The organism is Nitrincola alkalisediminis (genome assembly GCF_009821115.1).
In the GTDB taxonomy this organism is placed as follows: domain Bacteria; phylum Pseudomonadota; class Gammaproteobacteria; order Pseudomonadales; family Balneatricaceae; genus Nitrincola; species Nitrincola alkalisediminis.
Genome location: NZ_VYTY01000003.1, coordinates 130,913 through 147,372 on the forward strand (window position 1 = coordinate 130,913; position 16,460 = coordinate 147,372).

The 16,460-nt window shown below is 48.2% G+C and carries 15 protein-coding genes; 11 read left to right on the forward strand and 4 right to left on the reverse strand.

The window, feature by feature from the left end; translation table 11 throughout:
- The first annotated feature begins 165 nt into the window (after nt 1–165).
- Together aptA and F5971_RS06060 are read left to right on the forward strand one after the other, a co-directional pair.
- Nucleotides 166–1,509 carry an omega-aminotransferase AptA gene (gene aptA, locus F5971_RS06055; protein ID WP_193494422.1) on the forward strand — a complete coding sequence of 448 codons (1,344 nt, stop codon included), beginning with the start codon at nt 166–168 and terminating at the stop codon, nt 1,507–1,509.
- Nucleotides 1,510–1,545: 36 nt separating this feature from the next.
- Entirely contained in the window at nt 1,546–3,039 is a 1,494-nt protein-coding gene (locus tag F5971_RS06060) for a CoA-acylating methylmalonate-semialdehyde dehydrogenase (RefSeq protein WP_193494423.1), read from the forward strand.
- Nucleotides 3,040–3,139: 100 nt separating this feature from the next.
- Here F5971_RS06060 and F5971_RS06065 read toward each other — a convergent pair whose 3' ends face one another.
- A complete protein-coding gene (locus F5971_RS06065) occupies nt 3,140–4,012 on the reverse strand; it encodes a LysR family transcriptional regulator (RefSeq protein ID WP_036507660.1) in 873 nt (290 codons plus the stop codon).
- Nucleotides 4,013–4,164: 152 nt separating this feature from the next.
- Between F5971_RS06065 and F5971_RS06070 the strand changes: the two genes are divergently transcribed.
- Nucleotides 4,165–5,265, forward strand: coding sequence for an NADH:flavin oxidoreductase/NADH oxidase (locus F5971_RS06070; RefSeq protein ID WP_193494424.1), 1,101 nt, complete (start codon nt 4,165–4,167; stop codon nt 5,263–5,265).
- 29 nt (nt 5,266–5,294) lie between these two features.
- Here F5971_RS06070 and rarD read toward each other — a convergent pair whose 3' ends face one another.
- Entirely contained in the window at nt 5,295–6,200 is a 906-nt protein-coding gene (gene rarD / locus F5971_RS06075; RefSeq protein ID WP_193494425.1) for an EamA family transporter RarD, read from the reverse strand.
- A 98-nt stretch (nt 6,201–6,298) separates the two neighbouring features.
- Between rarD and F5971_RS06080 the strand changes: the two genes are divergently transcribed.
- Nucleotides 6,299–6,769: an Lrp/AsnC family transcriptional regulator gene (locus F5971_RS06080; RefSeq protein ID WP_223116269.1), complete on the forward strand. Its 471-nt coding sequence runs from the start codon at nt 6,299–6,301 to the stop codon at nt 6,767–6,769.
- On the opposite strand, the gene F5971_RS06085 is transcribed toward F5971_RS06080, so the two are convergent.
- Nucleotides 6,766–9,045, reverse strand: coding sequence for a bifunctional diguanylate cyclase/phosphodiesterase (locus F5971_RS06085; protein WP_193494427.1), 2,280 nt, complete (start codon nt 9,043–9,045; stop codon nt 6,766–6,768). The two genes, F5971_RS06080 and F5971_RS06085, sit on opposite strands and share 4 nt — an antisense overlap.
- Before the next feature lie 291 nt (nt 9,046–9,336).
- Nucleotides 9,337–10,224 carry a YghX family hydrolase gene (yghX, locus tag F5971_RS06090; protein WP_193494428.1) on the reverse strand — a complete coding sequence of 296 codons (888 nt, stop codon included), beginning with the start codon at nt 10,222–10,224 and terminating at the stop codon, nt 9,337–9,339.
- A gap of 176 nt (nt 10,225–10,400) precedes the next feature.
- Between yghX and F5971_RS06095 the strand changes: the two genes are divergently transcribed.
- The 7 genes from F5971_RS06095 (at nt 10,401) to F5971_RS06125 (ending at nt 16,425) form a co-directional block, all read left to right on the forward strand.
- Entirely contained in the window at nt 10,401–10,742 is a 342-nt protein-coding gene (locus F5971_RS06095; protein WP_036508090.1) for an FKBP-type peptidyl-prolyl cis-trans isomerase, read from the forward strand.
- A 135-nt stretch (nt 10,743–10,877) separates the two neighbouring features.
- On the forward strand, nt 10,878–11,936 hold the full coding sequence (locus F5971_RS06100) for a threonine aldolase family protein (RefSeq protein WP_193494429.1): 1,059 nt from the start codon (nt 10,878–10,880) through the stop codon (nt 11,934–11,936).
- Nucleotides 11,937–12,042: 106 nt separating this feature from the next.
- A complete protein-coding gene (locus F5971_RS06105) occupies nt 12,043–12,840 on the forward strand; it encodes a siderophore-interacting protein (protein WP_193494430.1) in 798 nt (265 codons plus the stop codon).
- 5 nt (nt 12,841–12,845) lie between these two features.
- Nucleotides 12,846–13,757: a siderophore ABC transporter substrate-binding protein gene (locus F5971_RS06110; RefSeq protein WP_223116270.1), complete on the forward strand. Its 912-nt coding sequence runs from the start codon at nt 12,846–12,848 to the stop codon at nt 13,755–13,757.
- A complete protein-coding gene (locus F5971_RS06115; RefSeq protein ID WP_164481312.1) occupies nt 13,732–14,718 on the forward strand; it encodes an ABC transporter permease in 987 nt (328 codons plus the stop codon). The genes F5971_RS06110 and F5971_RS06115 overlap by 26 nt, the downstream gene beginning before the upstream one ends.
- A 4-nt stretch (nt 14,719–14,722) precedes the next feature.
- A complete protein-coding gene (locus F5971_RS06120) occupies nt 14,723–15,670 on the forward strand; it encodes an iron chelate uptake ABC transporter family permease subunit (RefSeq protein ID WP_223116271.1) in 948 nt (315 codons plus the stop codon).
- Nucleotides 15,667–16,425: an iron ABC transporter ATP-binding protein gene (locus F5971_RS06125; RefSeq protein ID WP_193494432.1), complete on the forward strand. Its 759-nt coding sequence runs from the start codon at nt 15,667–15,669 to the stop codon at nt 16,423–16,425. The genes F5971_RS06120 and F5971_RS06125 overlap by 4 nt, the downstream gene beginning before the upstream one ends.
- The last annotated feature ends 35 nt before the right edge of the window (nt 16,426–16,460 follow it).

Consider the following 16,460-nt stretch of genomic DNA (forward strand, 5'->3'; position numbering starts at 1 on the left):
TTGGTTTGGTTACCCTTAGGAGGTCTGTGTAGAATAGTTTTTTTTTTTCTAAACTAAAAGTTTAAAAGTTAAGATTTATGTAACCAATGAGGTTGCTTAGTATGTCCTTAATACACCTTCTTGCACTGAACAGTGAGCTTTGTGGGCGAAGCCCAAATGAGGACGATGATGAATCAAGCACACGCCGCCGGATTGACCGATAAACAACTCGATGCCTATTGGATGCCTTACACCTCAAACCGAGAGTTCAAGGCCAATCCACGCATCATTACCCATGCCAAAGGCAACTACTTATACGATGCTGAAGGGCGAAAGATTCTTGATGGTCTATCGGGTCTTTGGACCTGTGGTGCGGGCCATAGCCGTCCTGAAATTGCCGAAGCCGTGGCCAAACAACTGACCACGATTGAATATGCGCCAGCCTTCCAATACGGTCATCCATTGGCATTCCAACTGGCAGAGCGTATTGCGGATATGTCGCCTGCGGGCATGAACAAGGTGTTTTTTACCAATTCGGGTTCGGAGTCAGCCGATACCTCAACCAAGATTGCGCGTGCCTATTGGCGTCAACGTGGTGAAGCGACGAAAACACGGATCATTGGCCGTGCCAAGGGGTATCACGGTGCCAGTTGGGGCGGTATTAGTTTTGGTGGAATTGGCGGCAATCGCAAGATGTGGGGACAGGCCATGGAGTCTGACCATCTGAACCATACCTGGCGCCCAAGCATGGCGTTTAGTAAGGGGATGCCCACCGAAGGCGCTGAGCTTGCGAATGAGCTGGAAGATTTAGTCGCGCTACACGATGCATCGAATATTGCGGCAGTGATTGTCGAGCCCTTCGCAGGCTCTGCAGGGGTGATTGTTCCGCCTGTGGGATATTTAAAGCGCTTGCGTGAGATTTGCGATAAACACCGAATTTTGTTGATATTCGATGAAGTTATCACAGGTTTAGGCCGTGCGGGAGCTACTTTTGGTGCCGATGCATTTGACGTCGTACCGGATATGATCAACGTGGCCAAGCAAATTACCAATGGGGCAATTCCCATGGGTGCGGTCATTATCAAGGATGAAATTTACGAGACCTTTATGAATGCAGGCGGTGCTCATTACAATGTTGAGTTACCGCACGGGTATACCTATTCCGGTCACCCAGTTGCCTGTGCTGCCGCGATGGCAACATTGGATATTCTCGAAAAGGAACAACTGATTCAGCGGGTCGCTCATCTAGCACCCGTCTTCGAAGAAAAAGTGCACAGTTTAAAAGGCATTAAGCATATTACCGATATTCGCAACTACGGCTTTGCGGCTGGTATGACGCTCGAAGCCTATCCTGGCGAACCGACACGTCGTCCTTGGGAAGTGGCTATGGAATGCTGGAAGAAGGGGCTTTATGTACGTTACGGTGGTGACACGTTACAGTTAGGCTTACCCTTCACGATGGACGTCAGTGAAATGGATCAAATTATTAATACCCTCGGGGATGCCTTTACAACACTTTATGGCGCCTAAGTGAGTTCTGGGGTCAAATTTTGGAGAAGACGTACAATGAGTAAGCGAGTTGGCCATTTAATTGGTGGTGAAATCCTGATCGAAGACGGTCGTAGTCAAGCCCTCTACAACCCATCAACAGGTGCAGTGAGTGGTGAGGTATGTTTAGCCAGTGTGGAAACCGTTGAGCAGGCGATTGCGAATGCCGAAGCGGCCTATCCGACGTGGCGTGATACACCGCCAAGCAAACGCGCTCAAGTGATGTACCGTTTTAAATCACTTTTGGAAGAAAACGCCGATGAAATTTGTCTGTTGATCAGCCAAGAACACGGAAAAGTCCTCCATGACGCCAAAGGTGAGCTGCAGCGTGGTATAGAGAACGTTGAGTTTGCCTGTGGTATCCCCCAACTCTTGAAGGGTGAACACAGCAAGAATGCAGGGCCATCTATCGACAGTTGGAGTGAGTTTCAACCCATGGGCGTGGTGGCCGGCATTACCCCTTTTAACTTCCCAGCCATGGTTCCGCTCTGGATGTGGCCGGCAGCGATCATGTGTGGCAACACCTTTGTCCTTAAGCCGTCCGAGCGGGATCCGTCCAGCACACTGCGCATTGCCCAGCTTGCGCTAGAGGCAGGTTTGCCCAAAGGGGTGTTGAATGTTGTGAATGGTGATAAAACAGCAGTGGACACGCTGCTACAGTCTCCGAAAATACACGCCGTGAGTTTCGTGGGCTCCACGCCTATTGCGGAGTACATTTACAATGAAGCCGCTCGGACGGGCAAGCGTTGCCAAGCACTCGGCGGTGCAAAAAACCACGCGATTGTGATGCCGGATGCCGATCTCGATAATGCCGTGAATGCCTTGATGGGAGCTGCCTACGGTTCGTGTGGCGAACGTTGCATGGCTATTTCTGTGGCCGTGGCCGTGGGCGATGAGGTGGCCGATCAGTTAGTGGCGAGTCTTAAAGGCCACATTTCGGCGCTGAAAGTCGGTTCAGGTTTAGACAACAGCAATGAAATGGGGCCGTTGATTACCGCCGAAGCACGAGATCGTGTGAAGGGCTATATTGATGCGGGTGTTGAGCAAGGTGCGACCTTAGTGGTCGATGGCCGAGATATCCAAGTGCCAGGCCATGAAAAGGGTTTCTATGTTGGTGCGACCCTGTTTGATCACGTGACGGAGTCCATGTCGATTTACAGCGACGAGATCTTTGGGCCTGTGTTGGTGGTGGTACGCGTCAAGAACCTGCAAGAAGGTATCGATTTGATCAATCGCCATGAGTATGGCAACGGTACTTGTATCTTTACACGTGATGGTGAGGCTGCACGTTACTTCACCGATAAAATTCTCGTGGGTATGGTCGGTGTTAACGTCCCTCTGCCAGTGCCAGTGTCGTACCATAGCTTTGGCGGTTGGAAGCGCTCGCTCTTTGGTGATTTAAGTGCCTACGGCCCGGATGCGATACGCTTTTATACACGTCGTAAAACCATCACTCAACGCTGGCCATCCAGCGGCGTGCGTGAAGGCGTGTCTTTCTCCTTCCCGAGTTAAGTCCTGAAAAAAGACTGCAGCCGCCTTTTGATGGTTCAGAAGGCGGTTTTCGGATTCGAGTCAATTGTTTTCCGTGTAGACGACCGCATCACTTTTGTCATCACGAAGACAGCGTTGTTTTGACGCAGTTTAATACGTTCAGGACGCGACGTGATAAGGGCCAATCTGCCCGATAGATCGCCCAAAGTGTGTTTACCACTGGGTTTTCACAGTGCTTAAAGGCAATTTCATCTTGTTTAGCAAAGGCTTGTCGTGCATAGCGGGGCAGTACGGTAAAGCCCAGTCCTAATGCTACAGGCTCCAATATTAAGCTGATTTGGTTGCTAAAACCTGATCTAGGAAGGGTTTTAACTCCAGGATTTCCCGGAAAATGACGGCTGAGCAAGCGGTCAGCCATGGCGCGCCCGTCTGGATAGTCGATAATTCCGATGCGGATTAAGTCATCCCATGTTTCAACATTTTCATTGCGTGGATACACCAACTCTAATGGCTCTTTCGCAATGGGTTCAGCCCGTATTTTGGCATCTTGCGGATCAAAGGTGATAAGGCCAATATCGTATTGATTCGTAAGAATGGCTTGAAGCACTTCCGTATCGGGTGCGAATCGATGTCGAATGACTAAACCATCGTATTGATGCTGCAAAGCCAATAACCTCGGATATAGCAACAATCCACTGCTACCGGGAGTGATTAAACCAACCTCACCCACGAGACTATCGGTACTGCTTAAGCGCAATCGTAGCCGTTCATCTGCATCCTTAATCTCTTGCGCATATGATAGAACTTCGCGACCAATTGGAGTCAACTCAAGTGGTCGTGTTTTCCGCAGAATTAATAAACCAAACTCATCTTCTAAATAGCGTAAATGCTGGCTAACGGCCGCTTGTGTGAGATTTAAATGTTCGGCGGCTCGAGTGAAGTTTCCTTGCTCAACAATTGCTTGGAAGCTCATGAGCCATTGTGGATTGATCATAATGAATACTTATGGTTTTAATAATGGTAATGATGTTTTTATTATAGTTTGGCTCTTCTAGAATGCACAGATCCATAACTACCCATTCTTGATTTAATTTTCGTCGGTGTTTTTACGCGGTTATTTACATAAACCTGAGGTGCTAATTTACCATGAGCCAACTGTTTACTCCCTTTACACTCAAAAGCATTACCTTACGCAATCGCATTGCTGTTCCGCCGATGTGTCAATACAGCGCGGAAGATGGCTTTACCAATGAGTGGCATTTATCGCACTACACCTCTTTAGCGAGAGGCGGGGCGGGACTCGTGATTGTCGAAGCCACAGCGGTATCGCCTGAAGGCCGCATCTCACCCGCTTGCACGGGGCTGTGGAGTGATGAGCATAAAACAGGTATGGCCGCTATTGCGCAGGGCATTAAAGCGGCAGGTGCTGTTCCGGGCATTCAAATTGCGCATGCAGGTCGCAAAGCAAGTGCAAATCGTCCATGGGAAGGGGATGATCATATTGCCGAAGATGACCCTCGTGGTTGGCAAACTCTTGCACCATCGGCCATTGCGTTTGGTGCGAATTTGCCAAAGCAGCCTCAAAAAATGTCTATTGAGGACATCCAGCGCGTCAAAGCTGACTTCGTTGCGTCGGCACGTCGTGCCTTAGAGGCCGGCTTCGAGTGGCTAGAGCTGCACTTTGCGCATGGGTATTTGGCTCAGAGCTTTTTCTCGGCTCACAGTAACCTTAGAACAGATGTATACGGCGGTGATTTAATCGGCAGAAGCCGCTTCTTATTAGAAACCCTACAAGCCGTTCGTGAGGTTTGGCCAGAGCATTTACCCTTAACCGCCCGATTCGGGGTGATCGAATTTGATGGCCGAGATGAAGAGACTCTGAAGGATGCGATTACCTTAGCCAAACAAATGAAAGAAATAGGCTTAGACCTGCTGAGCGTAAGTGTCGGCTTTACGATTCCTGATACGAATATACCTTGGGGGCCTGCTTTTTTAGCGCCGATTGCTGAACGTGTTCAGCGTGAGTCGGGGCTTCCTGTGGCCTCGTCTTGGGGAATCGATACGCCTGAGTTGGCTGAACGTGCGATCGCCAATCAACAAATGGCGTTGGTTATGATTGGTCGAGCACACTTGGCAAATCCCCACTGGAGCTTTAAAGCGGCGAAAGCCTTAAACGTTAAAGATCCAGCTTGGGTATTGCCGACGCCTTATGCTCATTGGTTAGCACGTTACCAATCGAACGATTGATGAGAACCAGAGCGGTACACCTGTACCGCTCACTCCATGCGCCGCTTATGTTTTTGTAATCCCTGAAATCCTTCAACAATCAGCACCAAAACCGCTAACCAGATCGCAATGTACGTAGGCCATTCGGCCGCGGTAATGGTCTCGCCGAGCAGCACGGCAACCAGCATTAACATGACGGGTTCAACATAAATCAGAAGTCCAAATAAACTTAGGTTTAAATGGGGGGCAGACAATGCTTGGAAGGCTAATGCCAAGGCGCTAATTAAGCCTAAGCCAAGCACTAGCCAAAGCAACGTTGAGTCGGAGCTAAGGTTGGCGAGTACCTCTCCACCTTTAACAATAAAGAACAGGCTTAGAGGTAAACTGAGTGTCATATCAAACCAAAGTCCGCCTATATTATTTGTATCCGTTTTTCGTCTTAGCCAAAAATAACCAGGGTAACCTAAACAGACAGCCAGCGTTGGCCAAGCCAGAGTTTGTGACAACGCCAGTTGATTTAAAATGCCAATCAGCGCAAAAAAACAGGCAATTTGTTGAAAGCGTGACATTCGGTCCTTAAACGCAATACGGCCGACAATTACCATGGTAATAGGCAGCATAAAATAACCCAATGACACCGCCAGCCCATAACCATTCACCGGTGCCCACATAAACAGCCAGAGCTGTATACCCACCAAAAAAGACGACACGAGCCGAGTCGCCCAAAAATAGCGCTCACGATACAAACGCTGAAAAATACTCGTCACCTGAGGCCAATAGCCACTGAAAATAATAAACAGCGTGAGGCAGGGAAGGGTCAGTAAAATACGCCAACCGTAAATCTCCTCACCCTCTAGTGCTGTGAGCAAAGAGGTGTACGCAAACATGAGTGCGAAGAAAACCGAACCTATGACGTTCAACGTGACGCCAAGTGTGGTATTGGGGCTAGTGTGCATAATGAATTCTTAGTGTAATTTAGACAATGCGGTATTCTATTACGCAAGGCTTAATAAAAGGTCTCTATTTGCGGCATCTACATGGGAAAATTTCTCGCATGAAAAACACGCTATCCTTGGATAAGTTTGACTATGCTTTGCTTGAACGTTTACAAAAGGATTGCCACACGCCATTGCGGGAGCTGGCCGAAGTTGTTCACTTATCCACAGCGTCGGTTCAACGCCGCATTCAGAAGCTAAAGGATGCGGGTTACATTCAAGCGAATGTGGCGGTTTTGGACCCCGAAAAACTCGGCCAAGTGATTACTATCGTGGTCGAGGTGCATGCCGAGAAAACACAAGCGGCGGATCTGGACGTACTGAAGAAGACATTTTCTGGGCCTGAGATACAACAGTGTTATTACGTTACGGGTGATGCTGACTTTTTGCTGGTATTAACAGTGCCGAGCATGTCGGCGTTTCAAGCGATCTGCGATCGCTTGTTCCATAGCAATCCGAATGTGAAATGGTTTAGAACCATTGTGGTGCTGGATCGAGTGAAGGTGGGGATGGAGGTATTACTGAGTTAGGGGAAAAAGGTGCCTTTCACATAACGAATCAAGGCATCTTTGTCCATCGGTCGTGCAAAATAGTACCCTTGAAACCTGTCGCATCCAAAGCGCGTCAGCATTTCTAACTGTTCTTTAGTTTCAATCCCTTCAGCGACCACGTCCATTTCAAGATTTTTACCTATGGTGACAATGCTTTGCGCCATTTGCTGCGCATTTTTACTTGTTAATGCCGCATCAATAAAGCTTTTGTCAATTTTAAGCTCATCAATGGGAAGCATGCGCAACATACTCAAGGACGAATATCCTGTTCCAAAATCATCCATTGAGAGTTGCACCCCCTTGTTTTTAATAGCATGCAGAAGCGGCAAGACGCTTGAGGTATCCTCAATCAGCAAACTTTCCGTAATTTCGAGTGTAAGCCAAACGCCCTCGATGTTTTCTTGCTGCATCTTATTAATAAAGTAGGTTGCAAAATCAGGCTCCAACAGTTGTCGGGCAGAGAGGTTAATGGACGTAGAGAAAGAGATGCCAAGTGAGTGTTGTATTTGCTGAATATCGGCGAAGGTAGTTTCGATAATATAGCGCCCTAAGGTTGGCATTTGCCCTGACTCTTCCGCAATAGGAATGAAGGCATCAGGGGGAATACTGCCAAGGCGTGGATTGGTCCAGCGAATCAATGCTTCCACACCATAGAAAGAGCCATCGGTGGAGACTTGAGGTTGATAAACCATGTGAAGTTCATGGTTCTCTATCGCTCCGCGTAGCGCTTGTTCAATGTTGACATTGCGAAGGTAGTTCTCTTGCATCGTATCTTGAAACAGATGAACACTGTTTTTAAGGCGCTTAGACTCGTACATGGCGATGTCGGCTGCCCGCAATAAATCGTCAATACATTCACCATGCTCGGGGTATTTGGCAATACCAACACTTGCCCCGACATTTAAACGCATGGAGTTGATTAAGTAAGGCTTTGATGCTGTTTCGATGAGCGTATTGGCTAAGTCTACGAGCTCACTGTCGTCGTGAATACTGCTCAGTAAAATAAACTCATCGCCCCCATGTCGCAACAAGGCTGTTTCTTTAGGTGATACCGCATGCAACCGTTTGGCCAACTCCTGCAAGAGCATGTCTCCGAGGTGATGGCCAAAGCTGTCGTTAATGTTTTTAAAATTATCCAGATCCAGATAGAGCAGTCCAAAGGGGGAGGCTTGCGGATGGATCCAATAATGCACATTCTTGTTGAGATAGCTTCGGTTCAAAAGTCCTGTAAGTTGGTCATGGGTTGCTTGATGAAGTAAATCTGCGTTGCGTTTGGCTTCGGCGGTGGCAATGATGCGAAAGAGGGCATACAGCACACCAACAACGGATAAAAAAATCAAAAAATGAGCCGAAAAAAGTTTAGCAAAATCTTTCCATAACGCATCCAGTGGTGTCATAAGCATGAACCGGAGCTTATAGACGGTGTTGTTTTGGAAAGAGATTAATTGTGGGCTCTTTTCGGAGGTGTAAACAAAGGATAAGGGTTGATCTAACCTCCAAAATGCATCTTCTTGGATATTGCCATGCAATCTTTCAATGGCTGTTATCATCGCCTGTTGTTTGTTCGTTGGCAGTAATTGTTGATAGCGCGAGAATTCATTTCCTTGACTATCGCTTGCATATTGCACGTACATATCATCTCGAACGATCAACGAAAGGTAGCGGTTTTCCTGATCAATGTTTTTGACGAGATGTCCAAACGAGTCATCTAAACGTAAGGCGGCTGTAATGACACGATAGACGCTACCATCTGGGTTACGTATGGCTTTGCGGATGGGAACAATCCAGTCTTGAAAGGGTTCGAAAAAATAGGTGCGTCCAAACACCATGGTGTCTGAATTCATTACTTCAATAAATGATTCACGAGATTGAGGTTGCTCCAACAGATTTGGAAAGTTCGACACATCTAAGTTGTTGGTTGCAAAAAGCATGTTACCTTGTGGGTCGACAAGAGCGATAGAAATTATAGCGGGGCTGCCTTCAAGGGCGGCATCAAGAATGTCCATGGCGCTCTGATTGTCTTGGTAGGATGCATCTTCTAGAAAACGATGCCCGAGTATATCCAGCATGATTTCATTGGTTCGATATAGGGCTTGGGTAGAGTTGGCAATGAGCCTAAGGGTATTTTCTTGGGAGTTTTGAGCATTACCGAACAGTCGCTGCCACTGAGCATAAGAGACATAGGCAAAGTAAAGGGTTAAGCACGTGGTTAAAATATAAAAAATTGACCATAAGTTCTTTTTCAGGAGTGCCATGCAACTGACCTTTTATGAAGCTTGTATGAGCCCAACTTGCCAAAGCCATTCTTAGCTCTTCGGTACGGCGTATTTTATGCTAATAAGCTTATACATTGTTGTTATAAACTTGACGTTTGTCTAGGTTTTGTCTTCGTGTTTGTGTCTCAGAGTTGTGTGTGTTCAGTGCTTCATGAAGGTTAGTGAACTTTTATAAATGATATGCTGTTTATTTTTTAACGGCTGTCATACATTTGTGTTAGAGCCCTCCGTATTAAGGAAGGGCTATAAACAGGGTGTTTTTTCCACATATCAAAGCAAATAATGCCTAAACCAAGCAATCGTTCTATCCCAAGCCAGCTTAGCCGCAGCTTCATCGTATCGAGGTGTCGAGTCATTGTGGAAACCATGATTAGTACCTGGATAGGTGTGTGCTTCGTAGGTTTTACCGGCGGCTTTCAAGGCTTCTTCATAGGTTGGCCAAGTGGCGTTGATGTTTGGATCTGTCTCGGCAAAGTGAAAGAGTAAAGGGGCTTGAATCCGAGTAACATCATCTGGATTCGCCTGTCGTCCATAGAAGGGCACAGCGGCGGCAAGGTCAGGATATGCAACGGCGGCTGCGTTAGCAACTCCACCACCGTAACAGAATCCAGTGATGCCAACTTTCTCCGTGGTGTGCTCACTGGCTTGTAAAAATTCGATCGCCGCAAAAAAGTCATTCATGAGTTTCTGAGGGTCAACCTGTTGCTGCAGAACTCGACCTTGGTCATCATTTCCAGGATATCCACCGACTGAGCTTAAGCCATCGGGGGCTAGTGCCACGAAACCTGCCTTTGCAACACGCCGGGCAACATCTTCAATATAGGGATTGAGGCCGCGATTCTCGTGGACAACCACGACACCAGCTGTCTTCTCTTGCAGGTTCGTTGGGCGCACGAAATACCCGCGAACCTCACCATGCCCATTGGGTGAAGGATAGTGAATGTATTGTGCATGGATGTCAGGGTCAGTAAAGGCAATTTGTTGAGCCATAGCATAATTAGGACTGAGTGAGCTTAGGATGGCCGAAGCGGTAAGGCCGCCGACAGCGAACAGTGCGGCTCGATCCAAAAAGTCACGCCGACTGAGGCGTCCGTGAACATATCCATCGTAGAGTTCCAGTAGGTCAGGATGAAAATCTTTGGCAGTGAGGCGAGACATATATTTCTCCTTGAGATATTCATTTTAAACCGAGTGGTGGATGTATGCGTTTTGTGATTCAGTTTAGTCGATAATTAAGGAGGTAAAGTTCCTGCCCAAGCAAAATCGACAGCGGTTTATCATGAGCCGCCATGGCCGTTATAATGCCATTCATTTCCTTATATGAAGAGCGCACTATGCAACCCGAAATAAAAATCGAAGAACTGATCGAAGGCAATGGCAAAACCGCTGAGCGTGGTGCGCTGATTACGGCGCATTATCGCGGTTGGTTGGAAGATGGCACTGAGTTTGATTCGTCCTACAAACGCGGCGAACCCTTCCAAGTGGTGCTGAGCAATAAGCGCGTGATCCAAGGCTGGATACTGGGCCTTAAGGACATGAAAGTCGGTGGAAAACGAAAGCTCTGGGTTCCCGCTGCTTTGGCCTATGGTGAACGTCAGATCGGCACAATGATTCCCGCAAACAGCAATCTGATTTTTGAAATCGAGTTGCTCGACGTATTAACGCGAGACGATTAAGCAGCACGACTCCTTTGCTCGTATTTGTACGTTGCCGAGATAGGTAATACTATCGAGTAAGCGTTAAGGGTACGGTGGCCTTTAGCATTGGTCTCCATTCTTTTGCTTTTAACCCCCTAATTTGAGGTGATGTGAATGTATTTTGGTAGTGATAATCAAGCGGGGGTTTCTGCAGCGATCATGCAAGCATTGGTTGAGGCGAATCAGGGCATCGCTGCTGCGTACAGTGATGATGAGTGGACGCATCGAGCTCGGGCAGCAATTGCCGATTGGTTTGAATGTGACGCTGATGTTCATTTTGTCAGCACCGGTACCGCTGCTAACTGTCTAGCTTTAGCCTGTAGTCTAGAGCCTTGGCAAATTGCGTTGTGCCATGGGCAAGCTCATATTATCAATGATGAGTTAACGGCTCCCGAGTTTTTTACAGGGGGCGCACGTTTACTTGGGCTTGATGCGCAAGCACCTAAGCTGAGTGCTATAACCCTAGCGCATACACTAAGCCAAGGCTCTGCGCATCCTCCACACAATGCCGAACCCGCGGTACTCAGCCTGACTCAGCTGACAGAGTCAGGCCAAGTCTATAGCCTAGAAGAACTGCGTGAACTCACGGACATTGCTCATCAGTATGGCTTAATTGTCCACATGGATGGCGCTCGTTTTACAAATGCGTTGGTGAGTTTGGATTGCAGTCCGGCTGAAATGACATGGCGTGTTGGCATTGATGTGTTGAGCCTAGGGGCAACCAAAAATGGTGCCATGACTGCCGAAGCCGTGATCTTTTTTAAACCCACCTTAGCCAAAAAATTTGTTCATATGCGTAAACGTTCTGGGCATCTGTTATCCAAAAGTCGTTGGATCAGTGCCCAGTTTCTGGCTTGGCTAAAAAACGACCACTGGCGGGAGTTGGCACTTCATGCTAACCAGCAGGCACGGCAACTGTCGGCAGGCATTGCTGAACACCCCAAGTGCCGCATCGTATGGCCAACACAAGGCAATGAGGTATTTGCAGTGATGCCCAAAGCATTGATTCAATCGCTTCGAGACCAAGGTGGTATATTCTATGAGTGGACGCCCAGTTTTGTTCCTGCAGAGCAGCGGGTACGAGAGCATGAGGCGATGGTACGCTTAGTCTGTTCCTTCCAAACTAAGCCCTGCGAGGTCGTGCAGTTTATTGATGCATTGCACCGAACGTAAACAGTATTCTAGACTGTTCGTTACAAAATAACTCTGTTAACATGAACCTTTATGATAATTATTCGTCTTAACTTGGCGATCATTACATAGGTTTAAGGAGTTAAGGATGCGTCAGTTACGACCTCGTATTGTTGAGGTGCGCTCAAAGCAGCGTTTGTCATCTCAACTTATGCGTTTAGAGTTACAGGGTGATCTTGAGGATTATCCTGTTCCGCAGCCTGCTGCACATATCAAGTTGATGTTACCTAAAGCAGGGCAGACATCACCTCAAATACCCGACATCGTTCAGGGTAAACCACGATGGGAAGATCTCTCTAGTAAACCTTGGGTGCGCACCTATACCGTGCGTCACTTCGATTCAGTCCGCCAATTGATGACAGTGGATATGGTGCTGCATGGGGCAGGGCCCGCTTGCGACTGGGCAAATGGCGCGGTTATTGGCAGTCGACTGGCCGTTACTTTGCCGGGTGGCCCAAACCCGATGTTGCCGCCAGCGGATGTTTACTGGTTAGCGGGTGATTTGACGGCCCTGCCAGGTATCGCCGCATTATTGGAGAACCTCCCAGACAGTGCTCAAGGACAAGTCTGGCTGCAGATGGCAGAAAACGTGCGTCATTTGTTGGGTGCAGTACCCGCTGGTATCGAGGTGCATTGGCTTGCAGCGTCTTCTACACCGGACGCTTTGCAGCTCTTACCGGCCCTGCAGGAAGCAAAGCTACCTGATCCTAAGTCCGTGTCATTTTGGCTTGCAGGGGAGCACCATGAAATCGTGGCCTTACGCAACTGGTTAAGACAGGAATGTGGTGTCGATAAATCGCACCTATATGCGGTGCCGTATTGGAAGCGACAAGCGGATGAGGAAGCGTATCACCGTGAACGACATCAAGTTATGGATGAGGAGTGAGTTGGATGCAGTTGTTTAGACAGGTGTGTGGATGGGTTGTGTTGTCAGTGATGTTGATCGGGCCTGTCTCGGCTGAGATTCTAGTGCAGCATAAACAAGGAGAGTTGCGGCTTCAGCAGGTTCCACAGCGAGTGGTGACATTTGATTTAGGTGTTTTGGACTCGTTGGATGCCTTAGGGGTGGATGTCGTAGGGGTGCCTAAGGACTTCTTGCCACCTCATTTAACACAGTATGCCGATGACCGTTACCAACAGATAGGTTCCTTATTTGAACCGGATTTTGAGGCATTGGCGGCTTTAAAGCCCGATTTAATTATCATTGGTGGCCGTTCAGCACCCAGTTTTCGTCAATTAAGTCGTCTTGCGCCTACATTGGATTTAACCCACGATTATACCGATTTTCTTCCCGATTTTTATCAAAATGCACGAATATTAGGGAAAGTCTTTGATAAAGAAGAGGACGTCGAAGCACGTCTGTCACAAATTGATACCCAGTTGCAAGACACCCGTGAATTGGCAGCCAATATTGAAAATGGATTGGTCATCATTACCTCGGGTGGGCGGGTATCTGCGTATGGCGTGGGTTCACGCACAGGCTGGTTGCATGAACATCTAGGGATCACGCCAGCGGTTGATAATCTTAAAGAAGGTACGCATGGTGACCCTGTGTCCTTTGAGTTTATCCTAAAAACAGATCCTGAGTACTTGTTTGTTCTGGATCGTGATACGGCCATCAATTCAGGTGCGGGTGCTGCTCGGACTCTGCTCGATAATGAGCTGATGCATCAGACTCGTGCTTGGCAAGCGGACCGAGTGATCTACCTTAATCCGCAAATTTGGTACGTGACTGTGTCAGGGCTGAATGCGACGCCTGCCATGATTGAGGAAGTTCATGACGCGCTTCAACGAGCACAGTAAGCCGATTGTCTCCATGCGTTTGATGCTAGGCGTGGCTGTTTTAGCACTCTTAGCATTATGCAGCATGATGGTTGGAGTGATGGACCTTTCGTTGATGAATTTAACCGATGAATCAACTCAGGTCTTGCTGATCAGTCGAATCCCCAGAACCTTGGCGGTCATGCTCACCGGGGTTTCTTTGGCTGTTGCGGGTATGGTGATGCAAATGCTGGCCCGTAACCGTTTTGTAGAGCCGTCCACTACGGGCACGCTGGAGTCCGCTTTGCTGGGGATGCTAGTGGTGGCGTTGTTTGCTCCCGGTTTGGGCGTGATGTCCAAGACCTTGATTGCAACGGCCTTTGCAATGGGGGGGAGTTTGATATTCATGTTGCTCCTACGCTCAATACCCTTACGTTCAGCTGTCATGGTACCGTTGGTGGGCATTATGTTCTCCAGTGTTGTCGCGGCCGTGGCAACCTTTATTGCCTATCGCTTTAATCTGTTGCAGTCCTTGGCGAATTGGACCAATGGTGATTTTTCTGTATTGCTGCGCGGTCGTTATGAGTTGTTGTGGATCACCTTGGTCTGTGCCGTTTTGGCCTATCTCTATGCAGACCGTTTTACTCTGGCTGGCATGGGGCGAAGCTTCACCACTAATTTGGGGATGAACTATAGCGTCGTGCTGTTTACAGGATTGTTGCTGGTATCGATGATTGCGGCCATTACGGTGACAACAGCAGGTATGGTGCCCTTTCTTGGGCTGGTCGTACCGAATGTGGTGAGTCTGCTGATGGGCGATAATCTGCGTCGGAGTCTGCCTTGGGTCGCCTTGCTCGGTGCTGGTTTTATGCTGTTTTGCGACCTTTTAAGCCGCTTACTTCGTTACCCCTATGAGGTGCCAGTGGGTACGGTGATGGGGGTGCTGGGTAGTGTGTTTTTTATCTATCTGTTACTGAAGCGAACTCAGCCACGCCATGTTTAGATCTTTGTCCCCTAGTATACGTCTGTGGTTGCTGTTGGGGGGTGTTATCCTCGCCAGCCTCCTTTTTATGACACTCAATGTGCGAGCTGGCTGGGCATTTACACTGCCCTTTCGCGGCGAAAAACTCTTGGGCTTGCTGTTGGTGGCGTATTGTATCGCTATCTCGACGGTGTTGTTTCAGACCCTTACCCATAATCGTATTTTAAGCCCCGGCATCATGGGGTTTGATTTTCTCTATTTGTTGCTGCAGTCGCTGATGGTGTACAGCTTTGGGACGGTTTTTTTCAGCCAAATATCCCCTTCTTTAAAATGGATCGGTGAAGTGCTGGTGATGGTCGGTGTCATGTGCCTATTATTCTATTGGCTGTTTATTCGTCAACAGCGTCACCTGCATGTACTGGTCTTGGTCGGGATTATTCTGGGCACCTTGTTTCGCAGCCTAAATGCCATGATTGCTAGGTTAATGGATCCGGTTGAATTTGATTTGCTGCAGGATGTGATGTTTGCCAGTTTCAATCAAATGGATTCAGCATTGCTGGGTGTGTCTGCGCTGATGGCGTTACTTGTGTCTGTTTTGGGATGGCGATACCATCATGCCTTGGATGTATTGGCGCTGGGCAGTGATCAAGCCGTGAATCTGGGCTTAAATCCACGTCGATTGATGATGCTGATTTTGATCGCAATCGCAATATTGGTTTCGGTCTCGACGGCGTTGGTGGGGCCGGTAACCTTTTTTGGATTGCTGGTGGCCAACCTTGCGTATTCGTTAGCCGGTACTCATCGACATGTGTATGTATTGCCGATGGCTTTTGGTTTAGCGGCAATTATTTTGATTGCCGGGCAGGCGGTGTTGGAGCATTTGCTTAGCTTTGGAACCGGGTTGAGTGTGATTATTGAGTTTATAGGTGGACTGTTTTTTCTGATGTTGGTGATACGGCAGGGTAGAAGATGATCGAGGTAAATGGGCTGAATAAGGCCTATCAAACACAAAAAGTCGTTGATCAGGTGAGTTTTCAACTGAAAGGCGCGGGTGTCACAGCCATCATCGGTCCAAACGGTGCCGGAAAATCGACGCTACTGGGGTTGATCAGTCGTTTGCAGCATCCAGATCAAGGTTGGGTTCGTGTGGATGAGCTGGATGTTCATCACTGTGCGGGTGATCGTTTAGCGCAGACTCTGGCGATTTTACGTCAGGAAAATCAAATCAGCACACGTTTGACGGTCGAGGACTTGGTTAGTTTTGGTCGATATCCTTACAGCAAGGGACGGATCAATGAACAGGATTTGTATAAAATCGAGCAGGCGCTGGTGTTTCTGGACTTAACCGACCTGCGTCATCGTTATCTGGATGAGCTGTCCGGCGGGCAGCGACAACGCGCCTATATTGCCATGGTGCTGTGTCAGGATACTCGTTATCTGCTCTTGGACGAGCCACTCAATAACCTAGATATGAAACACGCCGTTGGTATTATGAAACTGTTGCGTCGTGCGGCAGATGAAATGGGCAAGCAGGTTGTGCTGGTGCTGCATGATATTAACTTTGCTGCCACCTACGCGGATTGTATTTTAGCGATGAAGGAAGGGCAATTGGTGTATATGGGCAGCCCTGAGGTCGTCATTACGCCTGAGATTATGCTGGACTTGTATGATCTGGAGATGACCATTCAGCAGGTTCGGGGCAAGCCAGTTGCGTTTTATTATTGTTAGGAGTGAGCTTGCCAGTTATTAAGGTTAGTAGAGTG